We start from the raw sequence: 24,479 nt of genomic DNA on the forward strand, positions 1-24,479 counted from the left end.
TTGGGCATATCAGCGGCCTCCGACCGATCCCCCCGGTCGAGGCGCTTTTCATTGCAGCGGCGAGGCAGTATGACAAAACAGAGCAGCGGACCCAGAGCGCAGGCAAAACGGCACGAGCAAGACCGTGCCCGCGCGGGTCGAGGATGAGGGGCGACATATGGGCTGGATGGTCGGAACACGCAGTGCCTTGGGGCTTGTCCTCATGGTGTCACTGGCGGGGTGCGACAGCGTCCCGTCCTTCGACTTCCTCAAGCCCGGCGACGAGGCTGCCGCCCCCGCCGAGGCCAGCGCGCCGCGTGATGGCGAGACCCGCGATGTGGAAGCGCCCGAAATCTTTGCCGAGGCCGAGGCCGGGCTCTGGGACGGGCGCCCATCTCTGGGCGGGGTCTGGGTGGCCTATCCGGACGTGCCCGAGCCCGAGCGCGTGGTCATTCGCAATGTCGAGAACGGCAGCTCTGTCATCGGTGCCCTGTTCCGGCGCGAGCGGGACAATCCGGGGCCGCGCTTCCAGATCTCGTCGGATGCGGCCGAGGCACTGAATATCCTGGCCGGCGCGCCGACCGAGATCGAGGTGATCGCCCTGACCCGCGAGACAGTCGCTCCGCCGCCCGAAACAGAACCTGCGCCTGCGGCGGATCCGGTCGACCCCACAGCGCTCGCCGCGGCCGCCATTGCCGAGGTGGAGCTGGGCGAGACCGAGGCGGCCGCAGCGCCCTTGCCGACCCCGGCGCCCCAGGCCTCGTCTCTCGACCGGCCCTATATCCAGATCGGGATCTTCAACGTGGCAGCCAATGCCGAGGCGACCGAGGCGCAGCTGCGTGGTGCGGGGCTGGCGGCCCAGACCTTTACCCAGGAAAGCCAGGGCCGCACCTTCTACCGCGTGATCGTCGGCCCGGCCCAAAACGAGAGCGCCCGGGCTGCGGCGCTTGAAAGCGCAAAGTCCCTGGGCTTTGCCGACGCCTATTTCGTGACCAACTGACGGAGACTGTTCGATGCGCCTTTCGCTTTGCCTGCGCCCTGTTGCGCTGACGCTCCTGTCCCTCGGCCTGCTTCTGGGCCAGCCCGCCAGCGCCGCCTTCGAGACACGCGCCACGGCGGCCTATGTGGTCGATCTGACCACGGGGACGGTCCTGCTGGAAAAGAGTGCGGATATCCCGCTGCCCCCGGCCAGCATGTCGAAGCTGATGACGCTCTACATGCTGTTCGAAGCGCTGCACAAGAACCCTGCCGTGACACTGGACACGACCTTTCGGGTTTCGGCCCGGGCCATGGCCAAGGGCGGCTCGACCATGTTCCTGACCGAGCGTGACCGTCCCACAGCCGAAGAGCTGATCAAGGGCATCATCGTGCAATCGGGCAATGACGCGACCGTGGTGGTCGCCGAGGGGCTTGCCGGCACCGAGGAGGCCTTCGCCCGCCTGATGACCGAAAAGGCCCAGACCATGGGCATGACCCACTCGACCTTCGCAAATGCGTCCGGCTGGCCGCATCCGCTCCACCGGATGAGCATGAAGGATCTCGCGATCCTGACCGAGCGGATGATCGAGGATTACCCGGAATACTACGGCTACTTCTCCATGTCCGAATGGGGCTATGACGGGCGCGCGCCGCAGAACCGGTTCAATCGCAACCCCTTGCTGAAGCTCGGGATCGGGGCCGATGGGCTCAAGACCGGCCACACGCAGGAGGCGGGCTATGGCCTCGTGGGCTCCGCCCAGCAAGGGGCACGGCGCATTGTCTTCGTGATCACCGGGCTGGAAACCGACCGGGCCCGGGCCGAGGAATCCGAACGCATCGTCAGCTGGGCCTTTCGGCAATTCGTCCAGAAAGACCTCGCCGCCGCCGATACGCAGCTCGCGGAATTGCCGGTCTGGGTCGGGGAACAGGCCATGGTGGGACTGGTCTCGCCCACGGATGTACGCCCGCTCGTGCCGCTGGTCGCCTCCGGCAGCCTGATCGCCGAGATCGAGGCCGAGACCCCGATCAAGGCCCCCATCGCCGCCGGGCAGCAGCTGGGCGAGCTGGTGATCTCGGGACCCGAGATGCCGCCGCAGCGCTTCCCCCTCGTGGCCGAACAGGCCGTTGCCAAGGGCGGCGCCTGGGTTCGGATGCAGGCCGCAGCCAAGGTGCTCTACCGTGAGCTGACCGAAGAGGACCCCGCCGAAAGCGGTGCCGCCGAGGCCCAGTGACCCCCGCGCCGGACCTCTCCTGATGACCGCCCCCGGTCGGCTGATCAGCTTCGAAGGCATTGATGGCAGTGGCAAGTCCACGCAGGCGCGCCTGCTGGCCGAGCATCTGCGGGCCGTGGGCCGTGATCCGGTCCTGACCCGCGAGCCCGGCGGCTCTGCCGGGGCCGAGGAAATCCGCCGCCTCCTGGTCGAGGGGGATCCGGACCGCTGGTCGCCCGAGACCGAGCTTTTGTTGTTCACCGCCGCGCGGCGCGACCATCTGGAGCGGACGATTGCCCCCGCGCTCGCAGCCGGGCGCGACGTGATCACCGACCGCTTCGCGGACAGCACCCGGATCTATCAGGGGGCCACGCGGGGCGATCTGCGCGGGCTTGTGGACGAGCTCCATGCGCTGATGATCGGGCGCGAGCCGGATCTGACCGTGATCATCGACATGCCGCCCGAACTGGCCCTGCGTCGCGGTCTTGCCCGGCAAAGCGGCGAGGACCGGTTCGAGGAGTTTGGCCTGCCCTTCCAGACAGCCCTTCATGCCGGGTTCCGCGCCCTGGCCGAGGCCGCGCCGGAGCGCTGCGTTCTGGTCGATGGCAATCGCGCGCCCGAGGCCGTGGCCCGGGATGTGCGCACCGCCTGGGAAGGGATGCACGCATGAGCAGCGCAACCGAGGTGCCCCGGGACGATGCCCTGCCCGAGGCGGATGCCCTGCCCGGCGCGCCCCATCCCCGGTTTGCCGAGCAGGTCTTTGGCCACGACGCGGCTGAGGCCGCGCTGCTCGACGCGATCGGCTCCGGTCGTTTGCACCATGCCTGGTTGCTGACGGGTCCCAAGGGGATCGGCAAGGCGAGCTTTGCCTGGCGCGCGGCGCGCGCCCTTCTGACCCTGCCGACCGAGGATCCGGGGCCGAGCCTCTTTGGCGATCCTGAACCGCTGGCCGCTCCGACCAGTCTCGATCTCGATCCCGACCACCCGGTGGCGCGCCGGGTGGCGGCGCTGTCCGAGCCGCGCTTGTTTCTCTTGCGGCGGCCCTATGACGCCAAGCTGGGACGGTTCAAGCAGGACATCCCGGTGGATGCGGCGCGCGGGCTCAAGGGCTTCTTCTCGATGGCGGCGATGGATGGCGGGCGCCGGGTGGTGATCGTCGATGCCGCGGACGAGATGAACGCGAACGCCGCCAACGCGCTCCTGAAGGTGCTGGAGGAACCCCCCGCCGACACGGTGATGTTCCTGATCTGCCACGCGCCCTCCAAGCTCTTGCCGACCATCCGCAGCCGGTGCCGCACCTTGCGAATGGCCGCGCTCAGCCCCGAGGATCTGGGCGCAGCCCTGGCCCAGGCCACGGGCGCGCCCCTGCCCGAGGCCGAGATCCAGAGCCTCCTGCCCCTCGCCGAAGGATCGGTCGGCCAGGCCCTCAGCCTGCGGGATGCCGGCGGACCCGAAGCCTATGAGAGCCTGCTGCGGCTGCTGGGGGATCTTCCCCGGCTCGACCGGCAGGCCATGGCCGCCCTCGCCGATAGCGCCAGCGCGCGCGGTGCCGAGGGGCGGCTCGACCTGCTCCTGAGCCTGACGGAGGTCTTTCTCCACCGGCTTGCGCGCACCGGTGCGACCGGTGCGGCCCCGGCGCTGGCCAGCCCGGCGGAGGCCGAGCTTCTGACCCGCCTCGCCCCCCATCCCCGCGCCGGACAGGCCTGGGCGACGGCCCATGCAGAACTTGTCCCGCGCGTGCGCGCCGGGCGCGCTGTAAACCTTGACGCCTCGATGCTTCTGCTGGATATGTTCCACGGACTGCAGTCGGTGGCATCCGGACCCGCCGCTGCCTAATCCCTTAGCGATTTCAGGCATTCCATGGCTTCCATTCCGACCCAGCCCACGCTCGTTGACAGCCATTGCCATCTCGACTTCCCGGACTTTGCCGACACCCTTCCGCAGGTGATCGACCGTGCCGTGGCGGCAGGGGTGGCACGCATGGTCACGATCTGCACCAAGCTGCGGACTGAGCCGCAGGTCCGCGCGATTGCCGAGGCCCATGCGCCGGTCTTCTACGCGGCGGGCACCCATCCCATGAGCGTTGCATCCGAGCCCATGGCGACGGTCGAGGCGCTGGTGGCCCTCGCCGCCCATCCGAAATTCGTCGGGATCGGCGAGACCGGGCTCGACTACCACTACACCGCCGAAAGCGCGGCTGTGCAGCAGGAAAGCCTGCGCCTGCATATCGAGGCGGCGCGTCAGACCGGCCTGCCCCTGATCATCCATGCGCGCGACGCGGATGAGGACATGGCCCGGATCCTGACCGAAGAGCACCGCGCCGCGCCCTACGCGTGCGTGATGCACTGTTTCTCGTCGACCCGCGCGCTGGCTGAGGCCGCGCTGGATCTGGGGTTCTACCTGTCCATGTCCGGCATCGCCGCCTTCAAGAAGTCGACCGAATTGCGCGCGATTTTCGCCGATGCGCCCGTTGACCGCGTGCTGGTGGAAACCGACGCGCCCTATCTCGCGCCCCCGCCCTATCGCGGCAAGCGCAACGAGCCCGCCTATGTCGCCCATACGGCCGCCGCCGGGGCCGAGGTCTATGGCCTGAGCCCCGAGGCCTTTGCCGCCCAGACCAGCGCCAATTTCGACCGGCTCTTCGCCAAGGCCGCTGCCTGGACGCCGGAGGCTGCTGCGTAATGGGCATGCGCTTCACGATCCTCGGCTGCGGCTCCTCGGGCGGGGTGCCGCGTCTTGGCGGGCTCTGGGGCGATTGCGACCCCGAGAACCCGCGCAACCGGCGGCGGCGCTGCTCGCTTCTGGTCGAGCGGGACGGGCCCGAGGGCACCACCAGCGTGCTGATCGACACCTCGCCCGACATGCGCGCCCAGCTTCTGGATGCAGGGATCGGGCGGCTCGACGGGGTGGTCTATACCCATGCCCATGCGGACCATACCCACGGGCTCGACGATCTGCGGATGATCGTGTTCAACATGCGCGCGCGCCTGCCCGTCTGGGCCGACGCCCCGACGCAAGAGAGCCTCTTTGCCCGCTTCGGCTACGCGTTTGAACAGCCCGAGGGCAGCCCCTATCCGCCCATTCTTGAGATGAACGACCTCGACGGCCCCGTGACGATTGACGGGCCCGGCGGTCCGATCTCCTTCACGCCCTTCCCGGTCAATCATGGCAGCATCGACAGCCTCGGCTTCCGGATCGGCGATCTGGCCTACCTGCCGGATGTGGCCCAGCTTCTGCCTGAAAGCCATGCGGCCCTGCGCGGGCTGGAGGTTCTGATCCTCGACGCCCTGCGCCGGGATCCCCATCCGACCCATGCCCATCTGGCGCAATCCCTCGACTGGATCGCCGAGTTCGCACCAAAGCAAGCCGTGCTGACCAATATGCATATCGATCTGGACTACGCGACCGTGGCCGCCGAGACGCCCGCCCATGTGACCCCCGCCTATGACGGCATGGTCCTGGAACGCCCGGCGCCCGACCTTACCGCATGAGTGTCCTGCTGGAGGTCACCCTCCCGGTCTTTCTCGTTATTGCCGCAGGCTATGTGGCGGTCTGGGCCAAGGTGTTCTCGGATGACAATGTGGACGCACTCATGCGCTTCACGCAGAATTTCGCGATCCCCTGCCTGCTCTTCGCGGCGATCTCGACCCTCGATCTGAAGGCGGTCTTCGACTGGCGGCTGCTGACCAGCTACTATGCCGGGGTGCTCTGCTCCTTCGCGATCGGCATTCTGGGCGCAAGGCTGCTCTTTGGCCGTCCCATGCAGGATGCGGTCGCCATCGGGTTCTGCTGCATGTTCGCCAATACGGTGCTGCTGGGCCTGCCGATCATGGAACGCGCCCATGGGGTGGCCGCCCTGGAGCCGATGTTCGCGATCATCTCGATCCACGCGCCCTTCGTCTACATGGTCGGGATCACCACGATGGAGATCGTGCGCGCCTCCTCCAAGGGCCTGTTCAGGACCATGTGGTCGATCGCGAAAACCATGTCCCAGAACGCGCTGATGATCGCGGTGGCGCTGGGGTTCACGGTCAATCTCAGCGGGTTGGTGACACCGGTGGTGGTGGAAGAGGCGGTTACCCTGATCGCCCGCGCGGGCCTGCCCGCCGCGCTCTTCGGGCTGGGCGGTGTCCTCTATCGCTACAAGCCCGAGGGCAATCTGCGCGAGGTCGTCTTTGTCTGCCTCGTCTCGCTCATGGTGCATCCGGTGATCACCTGGGGGCTGGGGCGCGGGGTGTTCGACCTGTCCGACCCGATGCTGCGCGCCGCCGCCCTGACCGCGGCCATGGCGCCCGGCGTGAACACCTATATCTTCGCCAATATGTACGGTGTCGCAAAGCGCGTGGTCGCCACAGCCGTCCTCGCCGGCACCGCCGTCTCGATCCTGTCGGCGGCCTTCTGGCTCAGCGTCCTGCCCTGAAGGGGACACCGCCCCCTTCATTGTTCTTCAAATACTCAACTCCTGCCGCGCGCCATCCTGCGCGACGACGATCCCCTACTCTGCGGGCTGCCCCTGCAGGTCCGGCGACACCGCCTCCTCCGGCTCCGGTGCCACAAGGCACAGACGCAAGAGCGGCGGCACCGTGAGCAGCGTCAGGAAGGCCGACATCGACAGCCCCCCGACCACGACCGCCCCGAGCCCGCGATAGAGCTCGGACCCCTCGCCCGGGAACACCACCAGCGGCAGCATCCCCATGATGCTGGTCAGCGTCGACATGAAGATCGGCCGGATCCGGTTCTGGGTCGCCTCCTCGATGGCATCGATGGGCGACATCCCCTCCTCGCGCAGATGATAGAGCGACTGGTGCACGATCAGGATCGCGTTGTTCACCACAATCCCCACGAGGATGATGAATCCGAGCAGGGTCAGCATATCGAGCGGTTGGGTCTGGAACATGTTCAGCAGCGCAAGCCCCCCGACCCCGCCCGCCGCCGCAACCGGCACCGAGATCAGGATCACCAGCGGCAGCACGAAGCTCTCGAACAGGATCGCCATGACAAGGAACACGATGACCAGCGCCACCACGAGGTTGATCTGGATCGCCTCCCAGGTCTGGCTGAGCTGATCGGCGGTCCCGGACACGCTGAGCCGGATACCCGGCGGCACGCCCTGATCCTCCAGCACGGCGACAACCTGCGTCTCCAGCATCTCGACCGCCGTCTCCAGCGGCAGGGCATCCGAGGGCCGCACCTCAAGGGTGACGGTCCGCAACCGGTCCCGGTGACGGATCTCGGTGGGCCCGGCCGTGACGACCACATCGGCGAGGGCCGAGACCGGCACGATCCGCCCCGAAGGCGTGACCACCGGATAGGCGCCCACATCCTGCGTCCGGAACCCCGCCGCGAGCGAGGTATCGCCCTTGAGAACGAGGTTCAGCCGATCCGCGCCCTCGGTGATCTCGGCCACGCGCAACCCGTCATTATAAGCATCCACCGTGGCCGCCAGCGCGCCCGCATCGACGCCCGCATCCGCAAGCCGCAGCCGATCCGGCACCAGCCGCACCTCCGGCGCGCCCAGCTCAAGCCCCGGGATCGGGCGAAACTGATGCCCCTCGGCGCGCGGCAAGAGGCCCGAGACCAGCCCGGCAGCCCGCCCCGCCACGCCGAGGATCTGCTCCAGATCCTGACCCGAGACGTTGAGCTCGATGGTCCGACCGCCGCCGACCCCGCGCCCAAAGAGCGAGGGCTGGGTCATGAAACCGAACGTCCCCGGCTCGGCAAAGATCGGCCCGGAGAGAAGCGGAATGAGCTCGGCCACCCGGGGCCCGTCCAGCGCGGTCGCCCCGACAAAGGAGTTCCCCGGGGTGGCCACGAAGAAGAAGTTCTCGATGGTCGGCCCGCCCTCGGGCGTCTCGAGTTCGGGGGCGGCCTCCCACATGGGTTGGGCCGCACGCTCGATCCGCTCGGCGATGGTCTCGGTCGTGTCGAGATTGTAGCCCGGCGGCGGAATGATCAGACCGAAGACGAGATTGCGGTTCCCCTCGGGCAGGTATTCGAGCCGCGGCAGGAACACCACCGTGGCCACCGCCGCCGTCCCCGCGATCGCGCCAACCATCAGGATCCCCAGCAACCGAACCCGCACGGTCATCCGCACATACCACATCACCGCCGCCTTGAAGCCACGCGCCAGATGGTCGATCCCCCAGAGCGGCAGCGTCGTCTGCTGCCCGTCCTTCAAAAGCCGCTTGGCCAGCGCCGGGATCACGGTGACCGCCACCACCAGCGACAGCAGCACCGAGACCGAGATCGCCACGGCGATGTCGCGAAAGAGCTGCCCGGCCTCCAGCTCCATGATCAGGATCGGCACGAAGACCAGCACCGTGGTCAGGGCCGAGACAAGGATCGCACCCCAGACCTGCCGCGCCCCGTGATAGGCCGCCTCGGATCGGGATCTGCCCTGCTCGCGCAAACGGTAGATATTCTCGAGCACCACGATGGCCGCGTCCACGATCATGCCCACGGCAAAGGCGATCCCCGCAAGGCTCACAACGTTGAGGGTCCGGCCCGTGGCGGCCATGGCCACGAAAGTCGCCACGATGGAGACCGGGATCGCCAGGCTCACCACCAGCGTCGCGCGTGGGCTGCGCAGGAAGATCAGCAGCACCAGCGCCGCCAGCGCCCCGCCGATCCAGATGTTCTGGGTCACCAGATCGATGGCACCCTCGATATAGATCGTCTCGTCATAGACCTGTTCGAGCAGCAGCCCCTGCGCCGCCACGGGCCCCGCTTGCAGCTCGCCCAGAACGCGGCGGACCTCGCCCATGGTCTCGATCACATTCGCACCGCGTTCGCGCACGATGTTGAAGGCCAGACCGGACTCGCCCTTGAAACGCAGGCGCGCCTGAGGCTCGCCAAACGAGAATTGCACCCGCGCCACATCGCGCACGAGGACCCGGCCCAAAGTGCCGGTCGCCGCCTCCGAGCGCAGCACGACGCCGCCCACGGAGTCCACTGTATCGAGGGCGCCCTCGGCGCGCACGATATAGCGGCGTTTGCCCTCTTCGACATCGCCCGCCGAGAGTGAGATGTTCTCGGCCCGCAGCCGCGCGACCACCTCGGGCACGGTCAGCCCGAACCGCGCGAGACGGCGCGGATCGACCACGATCTGCAACTCGCGGCTGACCCCGCCAAAGACATTGACCGCCGAGACCCCCTCGATCCGCTCGATCCGGTCCTTGACCACGTCCTCCATGAAATCGCCATAGGTCGGCAAGGGGCGCTCGGCACTGCCCGCATCGGTCACGATCACCCAGGCGATCGGGCTGTCATCATCGCCGGACGTGTCCAGCGACGGCTCGCTCGCCTCGTCGGGGTAATCCCCCACCCGGTCGAGCCGGTTCGACACCAGAAGCAGCGTCTGGCTCATATCCGTGCCCGGCGAGAATTCCAGCGTTATCTCGCCAGAGCCCGAGCGCGACCGCGAGGTCATGATGTCGAGCCCCTCGAGACCGCGCAGGGCCTCTTCCTGCGGGTTTATGATCTCGCGCTCGATCTCGGCAGGTGCGGCGCCGGGCCACTGGGTCTCGACCACGACCACGGGCTTGCGCACATCGGGCGCCAGCTGGATCGGGATGCGCGACAGGGCGATCACGCCAAAGAGCACGGCCATGATCACGGCAGCGATCACCGCGATGGGCCGCTCGATGGCGAAGCGAATGGGGTTCATGACCGGCCTTTCCTCAATTCGATTGCGGCTGCGGCGCGCCGCCGCCCATGGCCTGCAAGGCCTGGCCCGGGCGCAGGCGCTCGTTGCCGCGCACCACGACCGCGTCGCCCTCGGCAAGCCCACTCAGCACCTCGAAACGCTCGCCCATGGCCACCCCGATCTGCACGGGGCGCGGCTGGGCCACGCCATCGGCATCGACGAACACGGTCCAGCCCTGCGCGCCCTGCACAAGGGCATCCTTGGGCACGCTCAGGGCCTCGCGCGGCGGGCTGACCGGCACCAGAAGCGTGATCGACTGGCCCACGGCCAGCGTCGCGCCGAGCCCGGTGAAATCCCCCGACAGGCGCACGGGCCGGGTCCGGGTCGACAGGCTCTCGGTCGGCAGGATCGCCCGCACCCGCAGGTCGAGCACCGTGCCCGCCTCGCTCTCGGCGACGACCTGCACCCCGTCGGGAATGGCCGGTGCGAACTCGGCCGGGACTTGTGCCTCGACCTCGAGCGCGCTGATATCGATCAGCCGTGCCACCGGCGCACCGACCGAGATGAACTGCCCCGGATCGGCCTCGACCGACAGGACAACCCCTTCGAAAGGCGCGGTGATCCGGGCCCGGTCCAGCGTATAGCGGGCGCGCGCCTCGGCGGCCTCGGCATTGAGCAAGCGCGCCTGGGCCTGGTTGATCTGGCCCGTGGCCGCCGCCCGGTCGCTGGTGGCATCGTCAAACCGCGCTGAGCTGAACGAGGTCGTATCGCGCAGCCCTTCGGCCCGGTCCAGCGCATCCTGCGCCCGGCGCAGCTGTGCCTCGGCGATGGCGATGCCCGCGCGGGCCTCCTCGATCTCGGCCAGCGCCTGTTTCAGCTCGATCTGCGCAAGCTCCGTGTCCAGCACGGCCAAGGTCGCGCCGGCGACCACGGTATCGCCCACCAGCACGGCTACCTCGTCCACGATCCCGGCCACGCGTGCGGCGACCTCGCTGTCACGCGAGGCGACGATCTGCCCGAAAACCGGCAGGGTTTCAGCCAGCGAGCGCCGCTCCACCAGTTCGGTCACAACGGCTGCGGGGCGCCCCTGAGCCTGCGCCGACCCGACTGTCGCGACAAGCGAAACAGTGGCCAATAAATATCCACAAAACCTCAACAACGACATGGGCGGTACTTTCCAAACGACTCCGGAGGCTGAGGGTAGCACGTCTGCTGCAGGTGCAAAGGGAGATCCTCCTTGCACTCGATCAATTTCGCGCCTAGGTCTTGGGAACTTACCGTTGGGGTGCCCGGGTTCGGGCTGAGAGACGCGATGCGTCAACCCATGGAACCTGATCCGGGCAATACCGGCGGAGGGAACGGTTCGCGCATGCGATAACGAGCACGGCGCCCCCACTCCCGAACTCGCCGGAACGGCCCGCCCAAATGAGGCGTGCGATGGCGACCGCATTGACAATTGCAGGCTCGGACTCCGGCGGCGGCGCGGGGATTCAGGCGGATCTAAAAGCCTTCTCTGCCCGGGGGGTGTATGGCGCGAGCGTGATCACCGCCCTGACAGCGCAGAACACCCGGGCCGTCACCGCCGTCGAGATCACACCGGTCGAGATGATCCGGGCGCAAATGGCCGCTGTCTTCGATGACATTGCGGTTCACGCGGTCAAGATCGGCATGCTGGGCACGCCCGAGGTGATTGCCGCCGTGGCGGACGGGCTGGCCGGGTTCGACGGGCCCGTTGTGCTCGACCCCGTGATGGTGGCGAAATCCGGCGATGCCCTTCTGGCGGCGGAGGCCGAGGCGGCACTGGCCGACCGGCTCTTGCCGCGCGCGACGGTGCTGACCCCGAACCTGCCCGAGGCCGCGCGGTTGCTGGGCCGCGACGAGAGCGATGATCCCGCCGCGATGCTGGAAGCTGGACAGGCCCTGCGGGCAATGGGCCCTGCGGCAGTGCTGATGAAGGGCGGGCATGGGCGCGGCGAGACCTGCGTGGATCTGCTGATCGACGGGGATGACATGCCCTTGCGCCTGGAGGCCGCGCGCATTTCGACCCGCAACACCCATGGCACGGGCTGCACCCTGTCGGCGGCCATCGCCGCGGAGCTCGCCAAGGGCGCCGATCTGCACCGCGCCGTGACCACGGCCCATGGCTATCTGCAAGGTGCCATCGCAGCAGCCGATACGCTGGAGATCGGATCCGGGCATGGCCCGGTCCACCATTTTCACGAGATGTGGACATGAGCCGTTTCGCGGTTCTCGGGGCCGGAGTGGCCGGGCTGTGCGTGGCGACCGAGCTGGCCGCACGCGGGGCGCAGGTCACCTTGCACGACCCGGCGGGCGGACCGGGCGGGCATGGCTGTTCCTGGTGGGCGGGCGGCATGCTAGCCCCGTGGTGCGAGTATGAGAATGCCGAAGAGCCGGTGCTGGTCCACGGACAGGCGGCCCTCGGTTGGTGGGCGGAGAAGACCGCAGTGACCACGCGCGGTACGCTGGTGGTGGCCCATGCGCGCGACCGGTCCGATCTGGATCGCTTTGCCCGCCGCACCCATGGGCATGCGCCGGTCTCGGGCGCACAGATCGCCGCGCTGGAGCCGGATCTGGGCACGCGCTTCCCAGCCGGGCTCTACTTCGCCGAAGAGGCCCATCTCGACCCACGCCGGGCGTTGCGGGACCTCACGGACAGCCTGGCCGCACGGGGCATGCCCGTGCGGGATGACGCGCCCCCGCCCGGCGCGCAGATCGTGGATTGCACCGGTCTCGCTGCGCGCGAGGCCCTGCCCGAGCTGCGCGGGGTCAAGGGCGAGATGCTGGTGATCCGGGCACCTGAGCTGACGCTCAGCCGCCCTGTGCGCCTTCTGCACCCGCGGATCCCGCTTTATATCGTGCCGCGTGGCGATGGGGTCTACATGCTGGGCGCGACCATGGTCGAGGCCGAGGACAGGGGTCGGATTTCGGCCCGCGCGATGCTGGAGCTGCTCAGCGCAGCCTATGCGCTCAACCCCGCCTTTGCGGAGGCCGAGATCCTCGAGATCGGCACGGATCTGCGCCCGGCCTTCCCGGACAACCTGCCCCGGGTCACGCGGCAGGGTGATGTCACTTATGTCAACGGCCTTTACCGCCACGGCTATCTGCTCGCGCCCGCCATGGCGCAGCAGGCGGCCGAGGCGCTGCTGGGCCCCCATCTCGTGGAGACAGCCGATGCAGCTTGTCATTAACGGCACCGCCACGGAGGTCACCGCGACCACGCTGAGCGATCTGCTCACCGAGCTGGGCCATACCGGCACCGTGGCCACCGCGCTGAACGAGACCTTCGTGCCCGTGGGCGCGCGGGCAACCCAAACCCTGTCCCCCGGCGACCGGATCGAGATCCTCGCCCCGATGCAAGGCGGCTGAGCCATGCCAGATATTCCGACCCCGACCACCAGGCCGTTTTATGGCACGATGCTGAGCCACCCGCTGATGCTGGGGACGGCGCAATACCCCTCGCCCGCCATTCTGGCCGAGGCCTTCCGCGCGTCGGGCGCCGGGGTGGCGACGGTGTCGCTCAGGCGCGAGGGCGCGGGCGGGGCGGGCCAGACCTTCTGGGCGATGATCCGCGATCTCGGCGTGGCCGTCCTGCCCAATACCGCCGGCTGTCACTCCGCGCGCGAGGCGATCACCACGGCCCAGATGGCCCGCGAAGTGTTCGCGACCGACTGGATCAAGCTCGAGGTGATCGGCAATACCGACACGCTGCAGCCGGATGTGTTCGAGCTGGTGGAGGCGACGCGGATCCTGACCGAGGAGGGCTTCAAGGTCTTTCCCTATTGCACCGAGGATCTGGTGGTGGCTGAGAAACTGCTGGCCGCCGGGGCGGAGGTCCTGATGCCTTGGGGCGCGCCGATTGGCACCGGGCTGGGGCTGAACAACCCCTACGGTCTGCGGACCCTGCGGGCGCGTTTTCCCGAGGTGCCCATGGTGGTGGATGCGGGGATCGGCCTGCCCTCGCATGCGGCAGCAGCGATGGAGATGGGCTATGACGCGGTGCTGCTGAACACGGCCGTCGCCAAGGCGGGCGACCCGGTGGCCATGGCCGTGGCCATGGCGCGCGCGACCGAGGCCGGGGCACTGGCCTGTGCGGCCGACCCGATGGAGGCGCGCGACATGGCCGCCCCCTCGACCCCGGTCATCGGACAGGCGTTTTTGTCATGAGCACGCTGCATCCGTTTTACCCGATTTTCGACCGGGCCGAATGGCTCATCCGTCTGCTGCCGCTGGGCATCAAGCTCGTGCAGTTGCGCATCAAGGATCAACCACCCGAGGTGGTCCGCGCCGAGATCCGGGCGGCCAAGGGGCTGTGCGGCGAGCATGGCTGCACATTGGTGGTGAATGACCATTGGCAGATCGCCATCGCCGAGGGCTGCGACTGGGTGCATCTGGGTCAGGAGGATCTCGACACGGCGGATCTGGGCGCGATCAAGGCCGCCGGGATCAAACTGGGCCTGTCGACCCATGACGAGGCCGAGCTCGACCGGGCGCTGGCCTGCGATCCGGATTACGTGGCGCTGGGGCCGATCTATCCGACGATCCTGAAGAAAATGAAATGGGAACAGCAGGGCATCGACAAGCTCAGCGAGTGGCGCGGGCGGATCGGGGATCTGCCGCTGATCGCCATCGGGGGCATGACACCGGAGCGCGCCGCGCTCGCGCTGGAGGCGGGGGCGGATGTGGTCTCGGCGGTGACGGATATCACGCTGAATGACGACCCGGAGGCGCGGGTGCGCACCTGGCTGGAGCAGCTGGGATGAGCCTTGGACCCGAAGCGCGCGCCGGTGACCAAGGCGCTGCACGCATGCGCGCTGCGCGGACCCGCGATATGGCCAGCGTTGCGTTCGGGGCACCCTGCACGCAATGGGAGCCCGCCCCATGACCCGCTACGCGCGTCAGGTTCAGCTCCCGCAGGTGGGAGTGGACGGGCAGGCCCGACTGGCCGCGGCCCATGTTCTGGTGATCGGCGCGGGCGGGCTTGGCGCACCGGTTCTGAGCTATCTTGCCGGGGCCGGGATCGGACGGATCACGGTGATGGATGCGGACCGGGTCAGCCTGAGCAACCTGCACCGTCAGACCCTGTTCACGGTGACCGATATCGGCGCGCCCAAGGCAGAGAGTGCCGCCGCGCGCCTGAGCGCACTCAACCCCGAGTGCCATGTCACCCCTGTTATAGAGGCGTTCAGCCCCGAAACCGGCCCTGCCGCCCTAGCGGCGGCGGATCTCGTGCTGGATTGCGCCGACAGCTACGCGGCGAGTTACAGCGCGTCGGATCTCTGCGGGGCCACGCCCCTGATCACCGCGTCTGTCCTTGGCATGTCCGGCTACGTGGCCGGGTGCTGCGGCGGCGCGCCCTCCTTGCGCGCCCTCTTCCCCGATCCGCCCGACAGCGCGGCCTCCTGCGCCACCGCCGGGGTCTTTGGCCCCGTGGTTGGCGCGCTCGGCGCGTTGCAGGCGCAGATGGCGCTAAGCGTCTTGCTGGACCTCAACCCGTCGCCGCTCGGACAGGTTGTGACGCTTGATACCGCGAACTGGCGCGTCGCAAGCTTCCGCTTTGACACCGCGCCCGAGCCCGCACGCGCCCTGCCCTTCATCGCGCCGGATCAGATCACCCCTGAAGACACGGTGATCGAGCTGCGCCCCGAGGCCGAGGCTCCGCGCCCGGTCGCGCCCCATGCCCGCCGCATCACGACCCCGGGTCCGGGAGATCTGCGCCCCGGGCACCGCACCGTTCTTGCCTGCACCTCCGGCCTGCGGGCCTGGCGCGCGGGCACCGCCCTTTGTGACACCTGGCCCGGCGAGATTGTCCTCGCGGCCGATCCCCAACAGGAGACCACCCCATGAAATACCTGGCATTTGCCGCGGCCATGACGGCCGCGACCCCGGCACTGGCCGCAGACAAGATGACCCTGCTGCTGGATTGGTTCGTGAACCCCAATCACGGGCCGATCATCCTCGCCGAGGAGCGCGGCTATTTCGCCGAAGCGGGGCTCGAGGTCGAGGTGATCGCACCGGCGGACCCCTCTGCCCCGCCGAAACTGGTGGCTGCTGGTCAAGGGGATCTGGCCGTCAGCTATCAGGCCCAGACCCATCTGCAGGTCCATGAAGGCTTGCCCCTGCTGCGCGTGGGTACGCTGGTGGCGACCCCGCTGAACTGCTTGCTGACGCTAGAGGATGGCCCGATCAAAAGCCCGGCGGATCTCAAGGGCGGCAAGATCGGCTTCTCGGTCGCCGGGGTCGAAGAGGCACTGCTGCGCGCGGTGCTCGGCAAATACGGCGTGGCCTTCGAGGAGGTCGAGCTGGTGAACGTGAACTTCTCGCTCTCGCCCTCGCTCATGTCCGGGCAGGTCGATGCGGTGATCGGCGCTTACCGGAATTTCGAGCTCAACCAGATGGAGATCGAAGGCATCGCGGGCAACTGCATCTATATCGAGGAAGAGGGCGTGCCGCCCCATGACGAACTGATCTATGTGGCCCATGCCGAGACCATGGACACCGACAAGATCACGCGCTTTCTGGGCGCGGTCGAGAAGGCCACGCAGTACATCATCAACCATCCCGAGGACGCGTGGGAGATCTTCTCCGGCACCTCGGCGGAGCTGGATGACCGGTTGAATGCCATGGCCTGGGAAGACACCCTGCCCCGCTTTGCCCTGCGCCCGGCCGCCCTGGACGAGGGCCGCTATGCGCGGTTCGAGGAGTTCCTCAAGGACTCCGGCCTGATCGATAGCGTGAACCCGGTGGCCAAGATCGCCGTGGACGTGACCGCGCAATGACCGGCTATGGCGCGGCCTTTGGCCTCTGGCGTGCGGCGTCGCCCGATTGGGACGCCTATACGCGCCACGCCTTTGTCGAGGGGCTGCGCGACGGCACGCTGCCGCGCGCGGCGTTCCTGCACTATCTCGCCCAGGATTACGTGTTCCTGAAGCATTTCAGCCGGGCCTGGGGTCTGGCGATTGCCAAGGCCGATACGCTGGACGAGATGGAGGCCGCAGCCGCCACGGTACACGGGCTCCTGCATCACGAGATGGGCCTGCATGTGGAGATTTGCGGCGCGGCCGGGATTTCCGAGGCGAAGCTGCGGGCCACGCCCGAAGCGCCCGGCAACATGGCCTATACGCGCTACGTGCTGGAGGCCGGGTATTCCGGCGATTTCCTCGATCTGCTGGCGGCTTTGGCGCCTTGCGTGCTGGGCTATGGCGAGATCGGGCAGCGGCTCGCGCAGGATCATGCCCCGGACTACGCAGACTGGATCGCGACCTATGGCGGGGCCGAGTATCAGGAGATCTGCGAGAGCGTCGGCACCCTGATCGATGGCGCGCTGACCCATCGGCTGGGCCCCGATTACAAGGACCTGCCCCGGTTTGCCCAGCTCGGCACGCGGTTTGCCCAAGCTACGACGCTGGAAGTCGGGTTCTGGGATATGGGGCTCGCGCCCGCATGAGCATCCCGGCCCCCTCCATCCGCATCACCGGCGATGCGCGGAGCGGGGCCGACCTGCTGTTTCGGGGGCTCGACCTGACGCTGGAGGCCGGGCGCTGGACCTGCCTGCTGGGCGCGTCCGGGGCGGGGAAATCCACCATCCTGCGGATGATCGCGGGGCTCGACGCCCATGTGACCTTTGACGGCCAGATCACTGCGCAGGATGGCGCGCCCCTCGCCGGGCGCGTGGCCTATATGGCCCAGAGCGATCTTCTGCTGCCCTGGAGCAAGGTGATCGACAACCTCTGCCTCGGGGCACGGCTGCGCGGGACCCGTCCGGACCGCGCCCGGGCCGCGCGCCTACTGGAACGCGTCGGGCTGGCAGAGCATGCCGGGAAACGTCCCGATGCCCTGTCGGGCGGGCAGCGTCAGCGGGCGGCATTGGCCCGGACGCTGATGGAGGATCGCCCTGTCATCCTGCTCGACGAGCCGTTTTCGGCGCTGGACGCGCGGACCCGGTCCGAGATGCAGGATCTGGCGGTAGAACTTCTGGCCGGGCGCACAGTTCTGCTGGTGACCCATGATCCCGGCGAGGCGGCGCGGCTCGGCCATGCCATTCAGGTGCTCGGCCCGAATGGGTTGACCGAGGTGGCACCGCCTGCGGGCACCGTGCCCCGTTCGGTCGACGACCCGGAGACGCTCGCCATGCAGGGCGCCCTGTTGCGACGGTTGCGGGAGGAGGTCGCGTGAAGCTCGGCCATGCCCTCGCCGCGACTCTGTTCCTGCTGGCCCTGTGGCAAACGGTGGTCAGCCTGACCGGGCTGCCATCCTTCATCCTGCCCGGTCCCGCGCGGGTCTGGAATACGTGGTGGGAGAGCCGCGCCCTGATCGGCGAGCATGCGCTGGTCACCCTGACGGAGGTGGCGCTCGGGCTGCTGATTGGCGGAGGCTTGGGGATTTTCACCGCGCTGAGCCTCGCCATGAGCCCGCTGGCCCGGGTGCTGATCCGGCCCTTGCTGGTGTTTTCACAAGCGCTGCCGGTCTTTGCGCTGGCGCCGATCCTGACGCTCTGGCTCGGCTATGGGCTGGGCTCGAAGGTGGCGATGGCCGTGCTGATCATCTTCTTTCCGATCACCTCGGCGTTTTTCGACGGGCTGATGCGGGTGCCGAAAGGCTATCTCGATCTGGCCCAGACCATGGGCGCGAGCCGTGTCGCGATCCTGTGGCGGATCCGGGTGCCCAACGCTTTGCCGAGCCTTGGCTCGGGGCTGAAACTGGCGGCGGTTTATGCGCCGATTGGCGCGGTCATCGGGGAATGGGTTGGGTCGTCTCAAGGGCTGGGCTATCTGATGCTGCTGGCCAATGGCCGGGCCAAGACCGACCTGATGTTTGCCGCCATGCTGACCCTCGGGGTGATGTCTGTGCTGCTTTATATGCTGGCGGACCGGGCGGCGCGTCGCTTGTCGCGTTAGCGCGGGTGGCCCCTGCGGGAGCCTTCGGCGAGGATATTTGGAGACTTAAGTTTGGGGGTCGCGCCCTCAGGCCAGTGGTTCGTCCTTGGGGCGCGTGCGCCAGACCACGAAGAACCGCGCGGCGGTCATCAGGACAAAGGCGGTCATCAGGCCGGTTTCCGGGCTGAGGGCTTCGCGCCAGATCACGAAGACCGTGCCACCGCCGAGGGAGATGGTCGCGTAGAGATCCTCTTTCAGGATCGAGGGTTGCAGCCCGCAAAGGACATCGCGGATCATCCCGCCCGCCACGCCGGTGGTGCAGCCGAGGATCACCGCGATCACCGGCGAGAGGCCCGCGCCGAGGGCAATCTGGACCCCGACCAGGGTGAAAAGTGCCAGCCCCACCGCGTCGAGATAGAGCAGCAGCCGGAGCCGCCGCCCACCGCCGGCCCGCATACGGGTCGCGGCCAGATAGGTCAGCAGGGCGACCGGAACGGCGGTGCCGAGATAGGTCAGGTCGTTGATCCAGAACACCGGGAAACGCCCGATCAGGATGTCGCGCAGTGTCCCGCCGCCCACCGCCGTGACAATCGCCAGCACCGTGGCACCGAACGGGTCGAACCCCTGGCGCGCGCCCTGGATCGCGGCCGATGCCGCCATGACCGCCGTGGCCAGCACGGTCAGCGCGAACACGATGGGGCCATGCGAGGTCAGCAGCATGGGGCCTGCCTCGCGGTCCATGTGCCCGCCCCCGCGGACGGGCTGCGAAAAGGGGCCCTCGCCTGATCTGACATGTGGTGCATCGTGGTCTCCTCCCCGGTGCCGGAGCGTCATGATCCGCGTGAAGCCCATTGGGGTCAAACGGATATCTGCGGATGCTCAGGCGTCCAGCGGAGCGATCAGCCCGGGACCCGTGGCGCGGTTGGAGTTCACCGCCGGATCCACCCGGTAGAAGCTGAAGGTCTCATCCGGGGCAGGCTCCATCAGGCGCGCGGCCCCCTTGCCGGCCTCGCCGAGCCAGAGCGCCCAATCCTCGGGTGGCAGCGTCACCGGCATCCGGTGGTGGATCTTTGACATGGGCTGGTTTGCGCGGGTGGTGACGATGGCGCAGGTGTCAAAGGTCTGATCCTGTCCCTCCCAGGCCTGCCAGACCCCGGCAAAGGCGATGGGCGCGCCGTCGGTTCGGTGGATATACCAGGGCAGGCGCGCGCCCTCGGGCGTCTTGGTCCATTCATAGAAGCCCGTGGCCGGGATCAGGCAGCGCCGCGCGCGACAGGCCGCCCGAAAGGCCTGTTTCTCGGCCAAGGTCTCGGCCCGCGCGTTGATCAGGAGGGGGCCGTCGGTCGGGCTCTTGTACCAATGGGGCAGAAAGCCCCAGCGCATGGGCCGCAAGTGCCGCGCGCCGTCATCCGAGGTGACCGCGGCCACCGCGTTGGTGGGGCAGATGTTGAACCGCTCCGTCTCGGGCAGATCATTGGCAGGTGTCGCGGCAAAGAGCTGCGCCATGGCGTCGGTGGGCAGGGTGATGGCAAAGCGTCCGCACATGGGCCGAGGCTAGCGCACGCCCGGACCGAGGTACAGCCGCCATGCCGCAGCCTCCGGCAGAGGTTGCCCCTAGACGGCGCGCGCCAAAGCCCCTACACGCAGCGGGTTCATCGGGCGCTTGGGGAGAGGCGCCACCCCATCTGCCGAAAGCTGACCCGTGCCGAGTGACCAAAGCCAGACACCGCCCCTGCCCCCTTTGCCCAGCCCGATTGCGCAGGCGCTGGAGGAAAAGGGCTATGACACGCTGACCCCCGTCCAGATCGCGGTGTCGGATCCGGGTCTGACCGAGGCCGACCTGCTGGTCTCGGCCCAGACCGGCTCGGGTAAGACCGTAGCCTTCGGGCTGGCCATTGCGCCGACGCTTCTGGGCGAGGACGACACATTCGGCAAGCCGGATGCGCCGCTGGGCCTTGTGATCGCGCCGACGCGGGAGCTTGCAATGCAGGTGCGGCGCGAGCTCACATGGCTTTATGGGCCTGCGGGCGCGGTGCTGACCTCTTGCGTGGGCGGCATGGACGCGCGGGACGAACGGCGCGCGCTGGCACGCGGGGCCCATGTGGTCGTCGCGACCCCGGGGCGCCTGCGTGACCATATCGAACGCGGCAATCTCGATCTGAGTGCGGTGCGGGCAGTGGTGCTGGACGAGGCCGATGAAATGCTTGATCTAGGCTTTCGCGAAGACCTCGAGTTTATCCTCGGCGCAGCCCCCGAGGAGCGGCGCACGCTGCTCTTCTCGGCCACGGTGCCCCCGGCGATCGCCAGCCTCGCGCAGCTCTATCAGCGCACCGCCCAGCGGATCACCACCCGAGCCGAGACGCGGCAGCACGCGGATATCTCGTACCGGGCCATGGTCGTCGGGCCACGCGATGAGGAAAACGCGATCATCAATGTGCTGCGGTATTACGAGGCGGCCAATGCCATCGTGTTCTGCAACACCCGCGCCATGGTCAACCGGCTGACGACACGCTTCTCGAACCGGGGGTTCCAGGTCGTGGCCCTGTCGGGCGAGCTGACCCAATCGGAGCGGACCCATGCCCTTCAGGCGATGCGGGACGGGCGCGCGCGGGTCTGCGTGGCCACGGATGTGGCCGCACGCGGGATCGACCTGCCCAATCTCGAACTGGTGGTCCATGCCGAGCTGCCGACGAGCTCGGACACGCTTTTGCACCGCTCGGGCCGGACCGGCCGCGCCGGGCGCAAGGGCGTCAGCGCGATGATCGTGCCCGTGCGGTTCCGCAAGAAGGCCGAGCGGCTGTTGAAATGGGCCAAGGTCACGCCGGATTGGGTCACGCCCCCCACCGCCGATGAGGTCCGCGCCCAGGATGAGGCCCGCCTGATGGAGGATCCGGCCTGGGAGGCGGAGATCCCCGAGGCCGAAGCCGAGATGATCGCCCGCATGGTCGACCGGTTCACGCCGACGCAACTGGCGGCGGCGGTTCTGCGCGCCGGCGCGACCCAGCGTTCGGCACCCGAGGATATCAGCGCGGGCGATGCCGCCCCGGCGCCGCGTGCGCCTTTCGGGCCCAGCGTGTGGTTCACCCTTTCGGTCGGGCGCAACAGCCGCGCCGAGCCGCGCTGGATCCTGCCCCTGCTCTGCCGGGTCGGCGGGTTCGATCGCGAACAGATCGGCGCGATCCGCATCCAGCAGACCGAGACCTATGTGGAAATCCTCGAATCCGCCGTGCCGGACACGCTGCAGGGCGACGGGGCCTCGATCAAGCTGGAGGACGAGGCCGTGCTGACGCGGATGAGCCAAGCGCCGGACCTGTCCCAGCGGGATGGCTCGGGCATGCAACGCAAGCCGCGCGAGGGACATCCCGGGCGCGGCAAGGGCCCCGGACCGCGACCCAGCCCGCGCCCGCCGCGCGAGGACCGCAAGGCCCATGGCAAGCCGCCGCGCAAAGCCTATGGCGACAGCTCTGAACGACGCGGCCCCAAGCCCCAGCGCGACGACCGTCCTGCACCCGGCCCGAGCCCAAGCCCAAGCGCGGAGGCCGCCGAGGCCCCCGCGCCGCGCAAGCCACGCCATAAAAGCGACGGGCCAGCCGCCAAGGGCGGGCCCGGCAAGCCTCCCTATGACAAGCGGGCGCGCGACGGTGAAGGTTCGGATCGGGGCAAAACCGGCAAACCCTTTGGCAAACCGGCCGGGAAATACGCGGGCAAGCCCGGCGGAAAACCCGGCGGAAAGCCCGAAGGACATCGCGGTGGGAAGCCCGCCTTCCGCGACACAGATCGCGACGCGTCCGGGCGACCGCCCCGGGGCGAGGGTGGGCGGGGCAAACCCGGCGGACCGTACAAATCCGGCGGCAAGGGCGGACCGAAAGAAGCGCGCAGCGCTGACGCTCCGCGCCGGTTCAAGGCCGCCAGCGACCCCTCGCAGAAGCTGGGACCCGATGGCAAACCCGTGCGCCGGGGCGGCGGAAAGCCCTCTGGCGGGCCCGGGCGCAAGACCTTTGCCGGCAAGGGCGCCAACGCGGTCCCGAAACGCCGCGGCCCGAAATCCTGACACAGGCACCGGCCTGACAGACATGAAAAAAGGCGCCCCGCAGGGCGCCTTTTGCGTTGAAAGAGCGGTGATCTACTTCGAGGTGATCCGACCGTCCGTATAGGGCCGGTAGGTGCCGCTTGCCTCGAGGAAGGCCGCGGTCACATCGGCGAGGTCCGGGCCGAAGTCATAGGCGTTCTTGTCGTCGCCTGCGAACATGCCATAGCCATCGCCGCCATTGCGCACGTAGTTGTTGGTCACCACGAGATAGGTCTTGGCCGGGTCGATGGCGACGAACCCGTCCCCTTCGGCGACCATCACGTCCGAGACGCGGCTGCCCGGCTCGGATGCCGGATCCCATGTGAACTTCATGCCGGCCACTTGCGGGAAGCGCCCAGCGCCTTCCTCGACCTTGCTCACACCGTTCTCCAGCGCATCGACCAGCATCTGGCCCGTCGCCTCGAAGGTCGACAGCGTGTTCTGGAAAGGCAGCACGGTCAGCACCTCGCCCATGGTGATCTCACCCGCATCGATGGAGGCACGCAGACCGCCGCCGTTCTGGAAGGCGATGGTCACGCCCTGGTCCGCCACGCGGTCGAGCATGGCATCCGCCACCAGATTGCCCATCGGGCATTCCATGGCCCGGCAGACCGAGCGGTCGCCCTCGATGGCCTCGGCGGCGTCAGAGACCGGACGCGCCTTGAGCTCTTCGATGGGGCCGGCCAGTTCGGACACACGGGCGATGATCGCCTCATCCGGCGTCACCGATGCGTCGAGCACGATGGTATCGCCGGTCGCCGAGGTCACATTGCCCGCATCGTCAAAGGTCAGCACGAGATGGCCGACATATTTCGAATAGGCATAGGCCTGCACCACGGGCGTGTCGCCCACCATGGTCGGGTACGGCCCCGAGGCACGCTCGGCGGTGTTGCTCAGCAGGGTGTGGGAATGCCCGCCCACAACCGCGTCCAGCCCCTCGACCGCCTCGGCAATCGCCAGATCCTTGGGCAGGCCCACATGGGTCAGCGCGATGATCTTGGTGACCCCGTCCGCCTCGAGCGTGGCGACATCCTGGCTCAGGGCGTCGATCTCGTTCTGGAAGACCACGTTGGGACCGGGCGAAGAGGTTTCGACCGTGTCCGTGGCCAGGGCCGAGACGATGCCGATCTTCTCGCCGCCGACTTCAAGCACCACGTGGTTGGCGACCTTGTCTTTCAGCAGATCCTCGGAGGTCAGGTCCAGATTGCCTGAGATCACCGGGAAGCTCACCTTGTCGATGAACTCCGACAGCTTGATCGGGCCATCATCGAATTCGTGGTTGCCCACGGCCATGGCGTCGAAACCGATCGCCTCCATAAACTCGGCCTCGACCGCGCCCTTGTAGGTCGTATACATCAGCGAGCCCTGGAACTGGTCGCCCGCGTCGAGCACGATCACATTGCCGCCCTCGGCGGTGATCTGGTCCCGCAGCTCGTTGATCTTGGTGGCCACGCGGGCCACGCCGCCAAAGCACTTGCCTTCGGCCTCGCCCTCGGCGTTGCAGGTGCTGTCGAACCGGTTGATCGACTCGATCCGGCTGTGCAGGTCGTTGATGTGGATGACATGCAGCGTATACTCCGCCGCCGCCATCCCGGTGGTCAGCGCAAGCGCCGCCGCCGAGGTAAGAATCCGAGACATCATTGTGTCTACCCCCTGTTATGACTGAGGGCAGGTTAACCACTCCGCAGGGGGTGTCAAAGCGA

General features: G+C 68.2%; 23 protein-coding genes and 1 riboswitch. Of the genes, 18 read left to right on the forward strand and 5 right to left on the reverse strand.

From position 1 onward, the window contains the following. Positions 1-157: 157 nt before the first annotated feature. From ACP150_RS01820 to ACP150_RS01850, 7 genes are read left to right on the forward strand one after another with little or no spacing between them, the layout of a single operon-like run. Entirely contained in the window at positions 158-979 is an 822-nt protein-coding gene (locus ACP150_RS01820; RefSeq protein ID WP_424965413.1) for an SPOR domain-containing protein, read from the forward strand. Between the two features lie 13 nt (positions 980-992). Then, positions 993-2,189, forward strand: a complete 1,197-nt coding sequence (locus ACP150_RS01825) for a D-alanyl-D-alanine carboxypeptidase family protein (protein WP_424964832.1) — start codon at positions 993-995, stop codon at positions 2,187-2,189. A 22-nt stretch (positions 2,190-2,211) separates the two neighbouring features. Further along, positions 2,212-2,838, forward strand: coding sequence for a dTMP kinase (gene tmk, locus ACP150_RS01830; RefSeq protein ID WP_424964833.1), 627 nt, complete (start codon positions 2,212-2,214; stop codon positions 2,836-2,838). After that, positions 2,835-4,004, forward strand: a complete 1,170-nt coding sequence (locus ACP150_RS01835) for a DNA polymerase III subunit delta' (protein WP_424964834.1) — start codon at positions 2,835-2,837, stop codon at positions 4,002-4,004. The genes tmk and ACP150_RS01835 overlap by 4 nt, the downstream gene beginning before the upstream one ends. Positions 4,005-4,028: 24 nt before the next feature. Then, on the forward strand, positions 4,029-4,850 hold the full coding sequence (locus ACP150_RS01840) for a TatD family hydrolase (RefSeq protein ID WP_424964835.1): 822 nt from the start codon (positions 4,029-4,031) through the stop codon (positions 4,848-4,850). Beyond that, positions 4,850-5,659 (forward strand): MBL fold metallo-hydrolase, encoded by an 810-nt coding sequence (locus ACP150_RS01845; protein WP_424964836.1) that lies wholly within the window; start codon positions 4,850-4,852, stop codon positions 5,657-5,659. Before ACP150_RS01840 ends, ACP150_RS01845 begins: the two co-directional genes overlap by 1 nt. Then, positions 5,656-6,588 (forward strand): AEC family transporter, encoded by a 933-nt coding sequence (locus ACP150_RS01850; protein ID WP_424964837.1) that lies wholly within the window; start codon positions 5,656-5,658, stop codon positions 6,586-6,588. Before ACP150_RS01845 ends, ACP150_RS01850 begins: the two co-directional genes overlap by 4 nt. Positions 6,589-6,663: 75 nt before the next feature. Here ACP150_RS01850 and ACP150_RS01855 read toward each other — a convergent pair whose 3' ends face one another. Both ACP150_RS01855 and ACP150_RS01860 read right to left on the reverse strand, forming a co-directional pair. Beyond that, positions 6,664-9,834, reverse strand: coding sequence for an efflux RND transporter permease subunit (locus ACP150_RS01855; RefSeq protein WP_424964838.1), 3,171 nt, complete (start codon positions 9,832-9,834; stop codon positions 6,664-6,666). Between the two features lie 13 nt (positions 9,835-9,847). Beyond that, the gene (locus ACP150_RS01860; protein WP_424964839.1) at positions 9,848-10,948 is read right to left on the reverse strand and encodes an efflux RND transporter periplasmic adaptor subunit; all 1,101 of its coding nucleotides are present in this window, start codon (positions 10,946-10,948) and stop codon (positions 9,848-9,850) included. Positions 10,949-11,084: 136 nt separating this feature from the next. Next, positions 11,085-11,188: riboswitch (TPP riboswitch) on the forward strand. 62 nt (positions 11,189-11,250) lie between these two features. On the opposite strand from ACP150_RS01860, the gene thiD reads away from it, so the two are divergent. From thiD to ACP150_RS01910, 10 genes are all read left to right on the forward strand, one after another. Further along, a complete protein-coding gene (gene thiD, locus ACP150_RS01865; RefSeq protein ID WP_424964840.1) occupies positions 11,251-12,048 on the forward strand; it encodes a bifunctional hydroxymethylpyrimidine kinase/phosphomethylpyrimidine kinase in 798 nt (265 codons plus the stop codon). Beyond that, entirely contained in the window at positions 12,045-13,022 is a 978-nt protein-coding gene (locus ACP150_RS01870; RefSeq protein ID WP_424964841.1) for an FAD-dependent oxidoreductase, read from the forward strand. Before thiD ends, ACP150_RS01870 begins: the two co-directional genes overlap by 4 nt. Then, positions 13,006-13,200: a sulfur carrier protein ThiS gene (gene thiS / locus ACP150_RS01875; protein ID WP_424964842.1), complete on the forward strand. Its 195-nt coding sequence runs from the start codon at positions 13,006-13,008 to the stop codon at positions 13,198-13,200. Before ACP150_RS01870 ends, thiS begins: the two co-directional genes overlap by 17 nt. Positions 13,201-13,203: 3 nt before the next feature. Further along, complete coding sequence (locus tag ACP150_RS01880) at positions 13,204-13,998, forward strand: thiazole synthase (RefSeq protein ID WP_424964843.1); 795 nt, start codon at positions 13,204-13,206, stop codon at positions 13,996-13,998. Further along, positions 13,995-14,594 carry a thiamine phosphate synthase gene (locus ACP150_RS01885; protein WP_424964844.1) on the forward strand — a complete coding sequence of 200 codons (600 nt, stop codon included), beginning with the start codon at positions 13,995-13,997 and terminating at the stop codon, positions 14,592-14,594. The genes ACP150_RS01880 and ACP150_RS01885 overlap by 4 nt, the downstream gene beginning before the upstream one ends. 118 nt (positions 14,595-14,712) lie before the next feature. Continuing rightward, on the forward strand, positions 14,713-15,678 hold the full coding sequence (locus ACP150_RS01890; protein WP_424964845.1) for a HesA/MoeB/ThiF family protein: 966 nt from the start codon (positions 14,713-14,715) through the stop codon (positions 15,676-15,678). Further along, positions 15,675-16,610: an ABC transporter substrate-binding protein gene (locus tag ACP150_RS01895; protein WP_424964846.1), complete on the forward strand. Its 936-nt coding sequence runs from the start codon at positions 15,675-15,677 to the stop codon at positions 16,608-16,610. The genes ACP150_RS01890 and ACP150_RS01895 overlap by 4 nt, the downstream gene beginning before the upstream one ends. Then, positions 16,607-17,278 carry a thiaminase II gene (gene tenA, locus ACP150_RS01900; protein WP_424964847.1) on the forward strand — a complete coding sequence of 224 codons (672 nt, stop codon included), beginning with the start codon at positions 16,607-16,609 and terminating at the stop codon, positions 17,276-17,278. Before ACP150_RS01895 ends, tenA begins: the two co-directional genes overlap by 4 nt. Continuing rightward, a complete protein-coding gene (locus ACP150_RS01905; protein ID WP_424964848.1) occupies positions 17,275-18,006 on the forward strand; it encodes an ABC transporter ATP-binding protein in 732 nt (243 codons plus the stop codon). Before tenA ends, ACP150_RS01905 begins: the two co-directional genes overlap by 4 nt. After that, positions 18,003-18,728 (forward strand): ABC transporter permease, encoded by a 726-nt coding sequence (locus ACP150_RS01910; RefSeq protein WP_424964849.1) that lies wholly within the window; start codon positions 18,003-18,005, stop codon positions 18,726-18,728. The genes ACP150_RS01905 and ACP150_RS01910 overlap by 4 nt, the downstream gene beginning before the upstream one ends. A 66-nt stretch (positions 18,729-18,794) precedes the next feature. On the opposite strand, the gene ACP150_RS01915 is transcribed toward ACP150_RS01910, so the two are convergent. Together ACP150_RS01915 and ACP150_RS01920 are read right to left on the reverse strand one after the other, a co-directional pair. Continuing rightward, the gene (locus tag ACP150_RS01915) at positions 18,795-19,448 is read right to left on the reverse strand and encodes a trimeric intracellular cation channel family protein (protein ID WP_424964850.1); all 654 of its coding nucleotides are present in this window, start codon (positions 19,446-19,448) and stop codon (positions 18,795-18,797) included. A 138-nt stretch (positions 19,449-19,586) separates the two neighbouring features. Continuing rightward, on the reverse strand, positions 19,587-20,252 hold the full coding sequence (locus tag ACP150_RS01920) for an SOS response-associated peptidase (protein ID WP_424964851.1): 666 nt from the start codon (positions 20,250-20,252) through the stop codon (positions 19,587-19,589). A gap of 157 nt (positions 20,253-20,409) precedes the next feature. Here ACP150_RS01920 and ACP150_RS01925 point away from each other — a divergent pair, with 157 nt between their 5' ends. Then, positions 20,410-22,758: a DEAD/DEAH box helicase gene (locus ACP150_RS01925; RefSeq protein WP_424964852.1), complete on the forward strand. Its 2,349-nt coding sequence runs from the start codon at positions 20,410-20,412 to the stop codon at positions 22,756-22,758. A 72-nt stretch (positions 22,759-22,830) separates the two neighbouring features. On the opposite strand, the gene ACP150_RS01930 is transcribed toward ACP150_RS01925, so the two are convergent. Beyond that, the gene (locus tag ACP150_RS01930) at positions 22,831-24,417 is read right to left on the reverse strand and encodes a bifunctional metallophosphatase/5'-nucleotidase (RefSeq protein ID WP_424964853.1); all 1,587 of its coding nucleotides are present in this window, start codon (positions 24,415-24,417) and stop codon (positions 22,831-22,833) included. Positions 24,418-24,479 lie beyond the last annotated feature (62 nt).

The sequence above is a fragment of the Dinoroseobacter sp. S375 genome (genome assembly GCF_049800775.1).
Taxonomy (GTDB): domain Bacteria; phylum Pseudomonadota; class Alphaproteobacteria; order Rhodobacterales; family Rhodobacteraceae; genus Dinoroseobacter.

Excerpts from the sequence above, each read along its gene's own strand:
- ACP150_RS01820 (WP_424965413.1), top strand. The coding sequence starts at position 158 with ATGGGCTGGATGGTCGGAACACGCAGTGCCTTGGGGCTTGTCCTCATG.
- ACP150_RS01825 (WP_424964832.1), top strand. The coding sequence starts at position 993 with ATGCGCCTTTCGCTTTGCCTGCGCCCTGTTGCGCTGACGCTCCTGTCC.
- tmk (WP_424964833.1), top strand. The coding sequence starts at position 2,212 with ATGACCGCCCCCGGTCGGCTGATCAGCTTCGAAGGCATTGATGGCAGT.
- ACP150_RS01835 (WP_424964834.1), top strand. The coding sequence starts at position 2,835 with ATGAGCAGCGCAACCGAGGTGCCCCGGGACGATGCCCTGCCCGAGGCG.
- ACP150_RS01840 (WP_424964835.1), top strand. The coding sequence starts at position 4,029 with ATGGCTTCCATTCCGACCCAGCCCACGCTCGTTGACAGCCATTGCCAT.
- ACP150_RS01845 (WP_424964836.1), top strand. The coding sequence starts at position 4,850 with ATGGGCATGCGCTTCACGATCCTCGGCTGCGGCTCCTCGGGCGGGGTG.
- ACP150_RS01850 (WP_424964837.1), top strand. The coding sequence starts at position 5,656 with ATGAGTGTCCTGCTGGAGGTCACCCTCCCGGTCTTTCTCGTTATTGCC.
- ACP150_RS01855 (WP_424964838.1), bottom strand. The coding sequence starts at position 9,834 with ATGAACCCCATTCGCTTCGCCATCGAGCGGCCCATCGCGGTGATCGCT.
- thiD (WP_424964840.1), top strand. The coding sequence starts at position 11,251 with ATGGCGACCGCATTGACAATTGCAGGCTCGGACTCCGGCGGCGGCGCG.
- ACP150_RS01870 (WP_424964841.1), top strand. The coding sequence starts at position 12,045 with ATGAGCCGTTTCGCGGTTCTCGGGGCCGGAGTGGCCGGGCTGTGCGTG.
- thiS (WP_424964842.1), top strand. The coding sequence starts at position 13,006 with ATGCAGCTTGTCATTAACGGCACCGCCACGGAGGTCACCGCGACCACG.
- ACP150_RS01880 (WP_424964843.1), top strand. The coding sequence starts at position 13,204 with ATGCCAGATATTCCGACCCCGACCACCAGGCCGTTTTATGGCACGATG.
- ACP150_RS01885 (WP_424964844.1), top strand. The coding sequence starts at position 13,995 with ATGAGCACGCTGCATCCGTTTTACCCGATTTTCGACCGGGCCGAATGG.
- ACP150_RS01890 (WP_424964845.1), top strand. The coding sequence starts at position 14,713 with ATGACCCGCTACGCGCGTCAGGTTCAGCTCCCGCAGGTGGGAGTGGAC.
- ACP150_RS01895 (WP_424964846.1), top strand. The coding sequence starts at position 15,675 with ATGAAATACCTGGCATTTGCCGCGGCCATGACGGCCGCGACCCCGGCA.
- tenA (WP_424964847.1), top strand. The coding sequence starts at position 16,607 with ATGACCGGCTATGGCGCGGCCTTTGGCCTCTGGCGTGCGGCGTCGCCC.
- ACP150_RS01905 (WP_424964848.1), top strand. The coding sequence starts at position 17,275 with ATGAGCATCCCGGCCCCCTCCATCCGCATCACCGGCGATGCGCGGAGC.
- ACP150_RS01915 (WP_424964850.1), bottom strand. The coding sequence starts at position 19,448 with ATGGACCGCGAGGCAGGCCCCATGCTGCTGACCTCGCATGGCCCCATC.
- ACP150_RS01920 (WP_424964851.1), bottom strand. The coding sequence starts at position 20,252 with ATGTGCGGACGCTTTGCCATCACCCTGCCCACCGACGCCATGGCGCAG.
- ACP150_RS01930 (WP_424964853.1), bottom strand. The coding sequence starts at position 24,417 with ATGATGTCTCGGATTCTTACCTCGGCGGCGGCGCTTGCGCTGACCACC.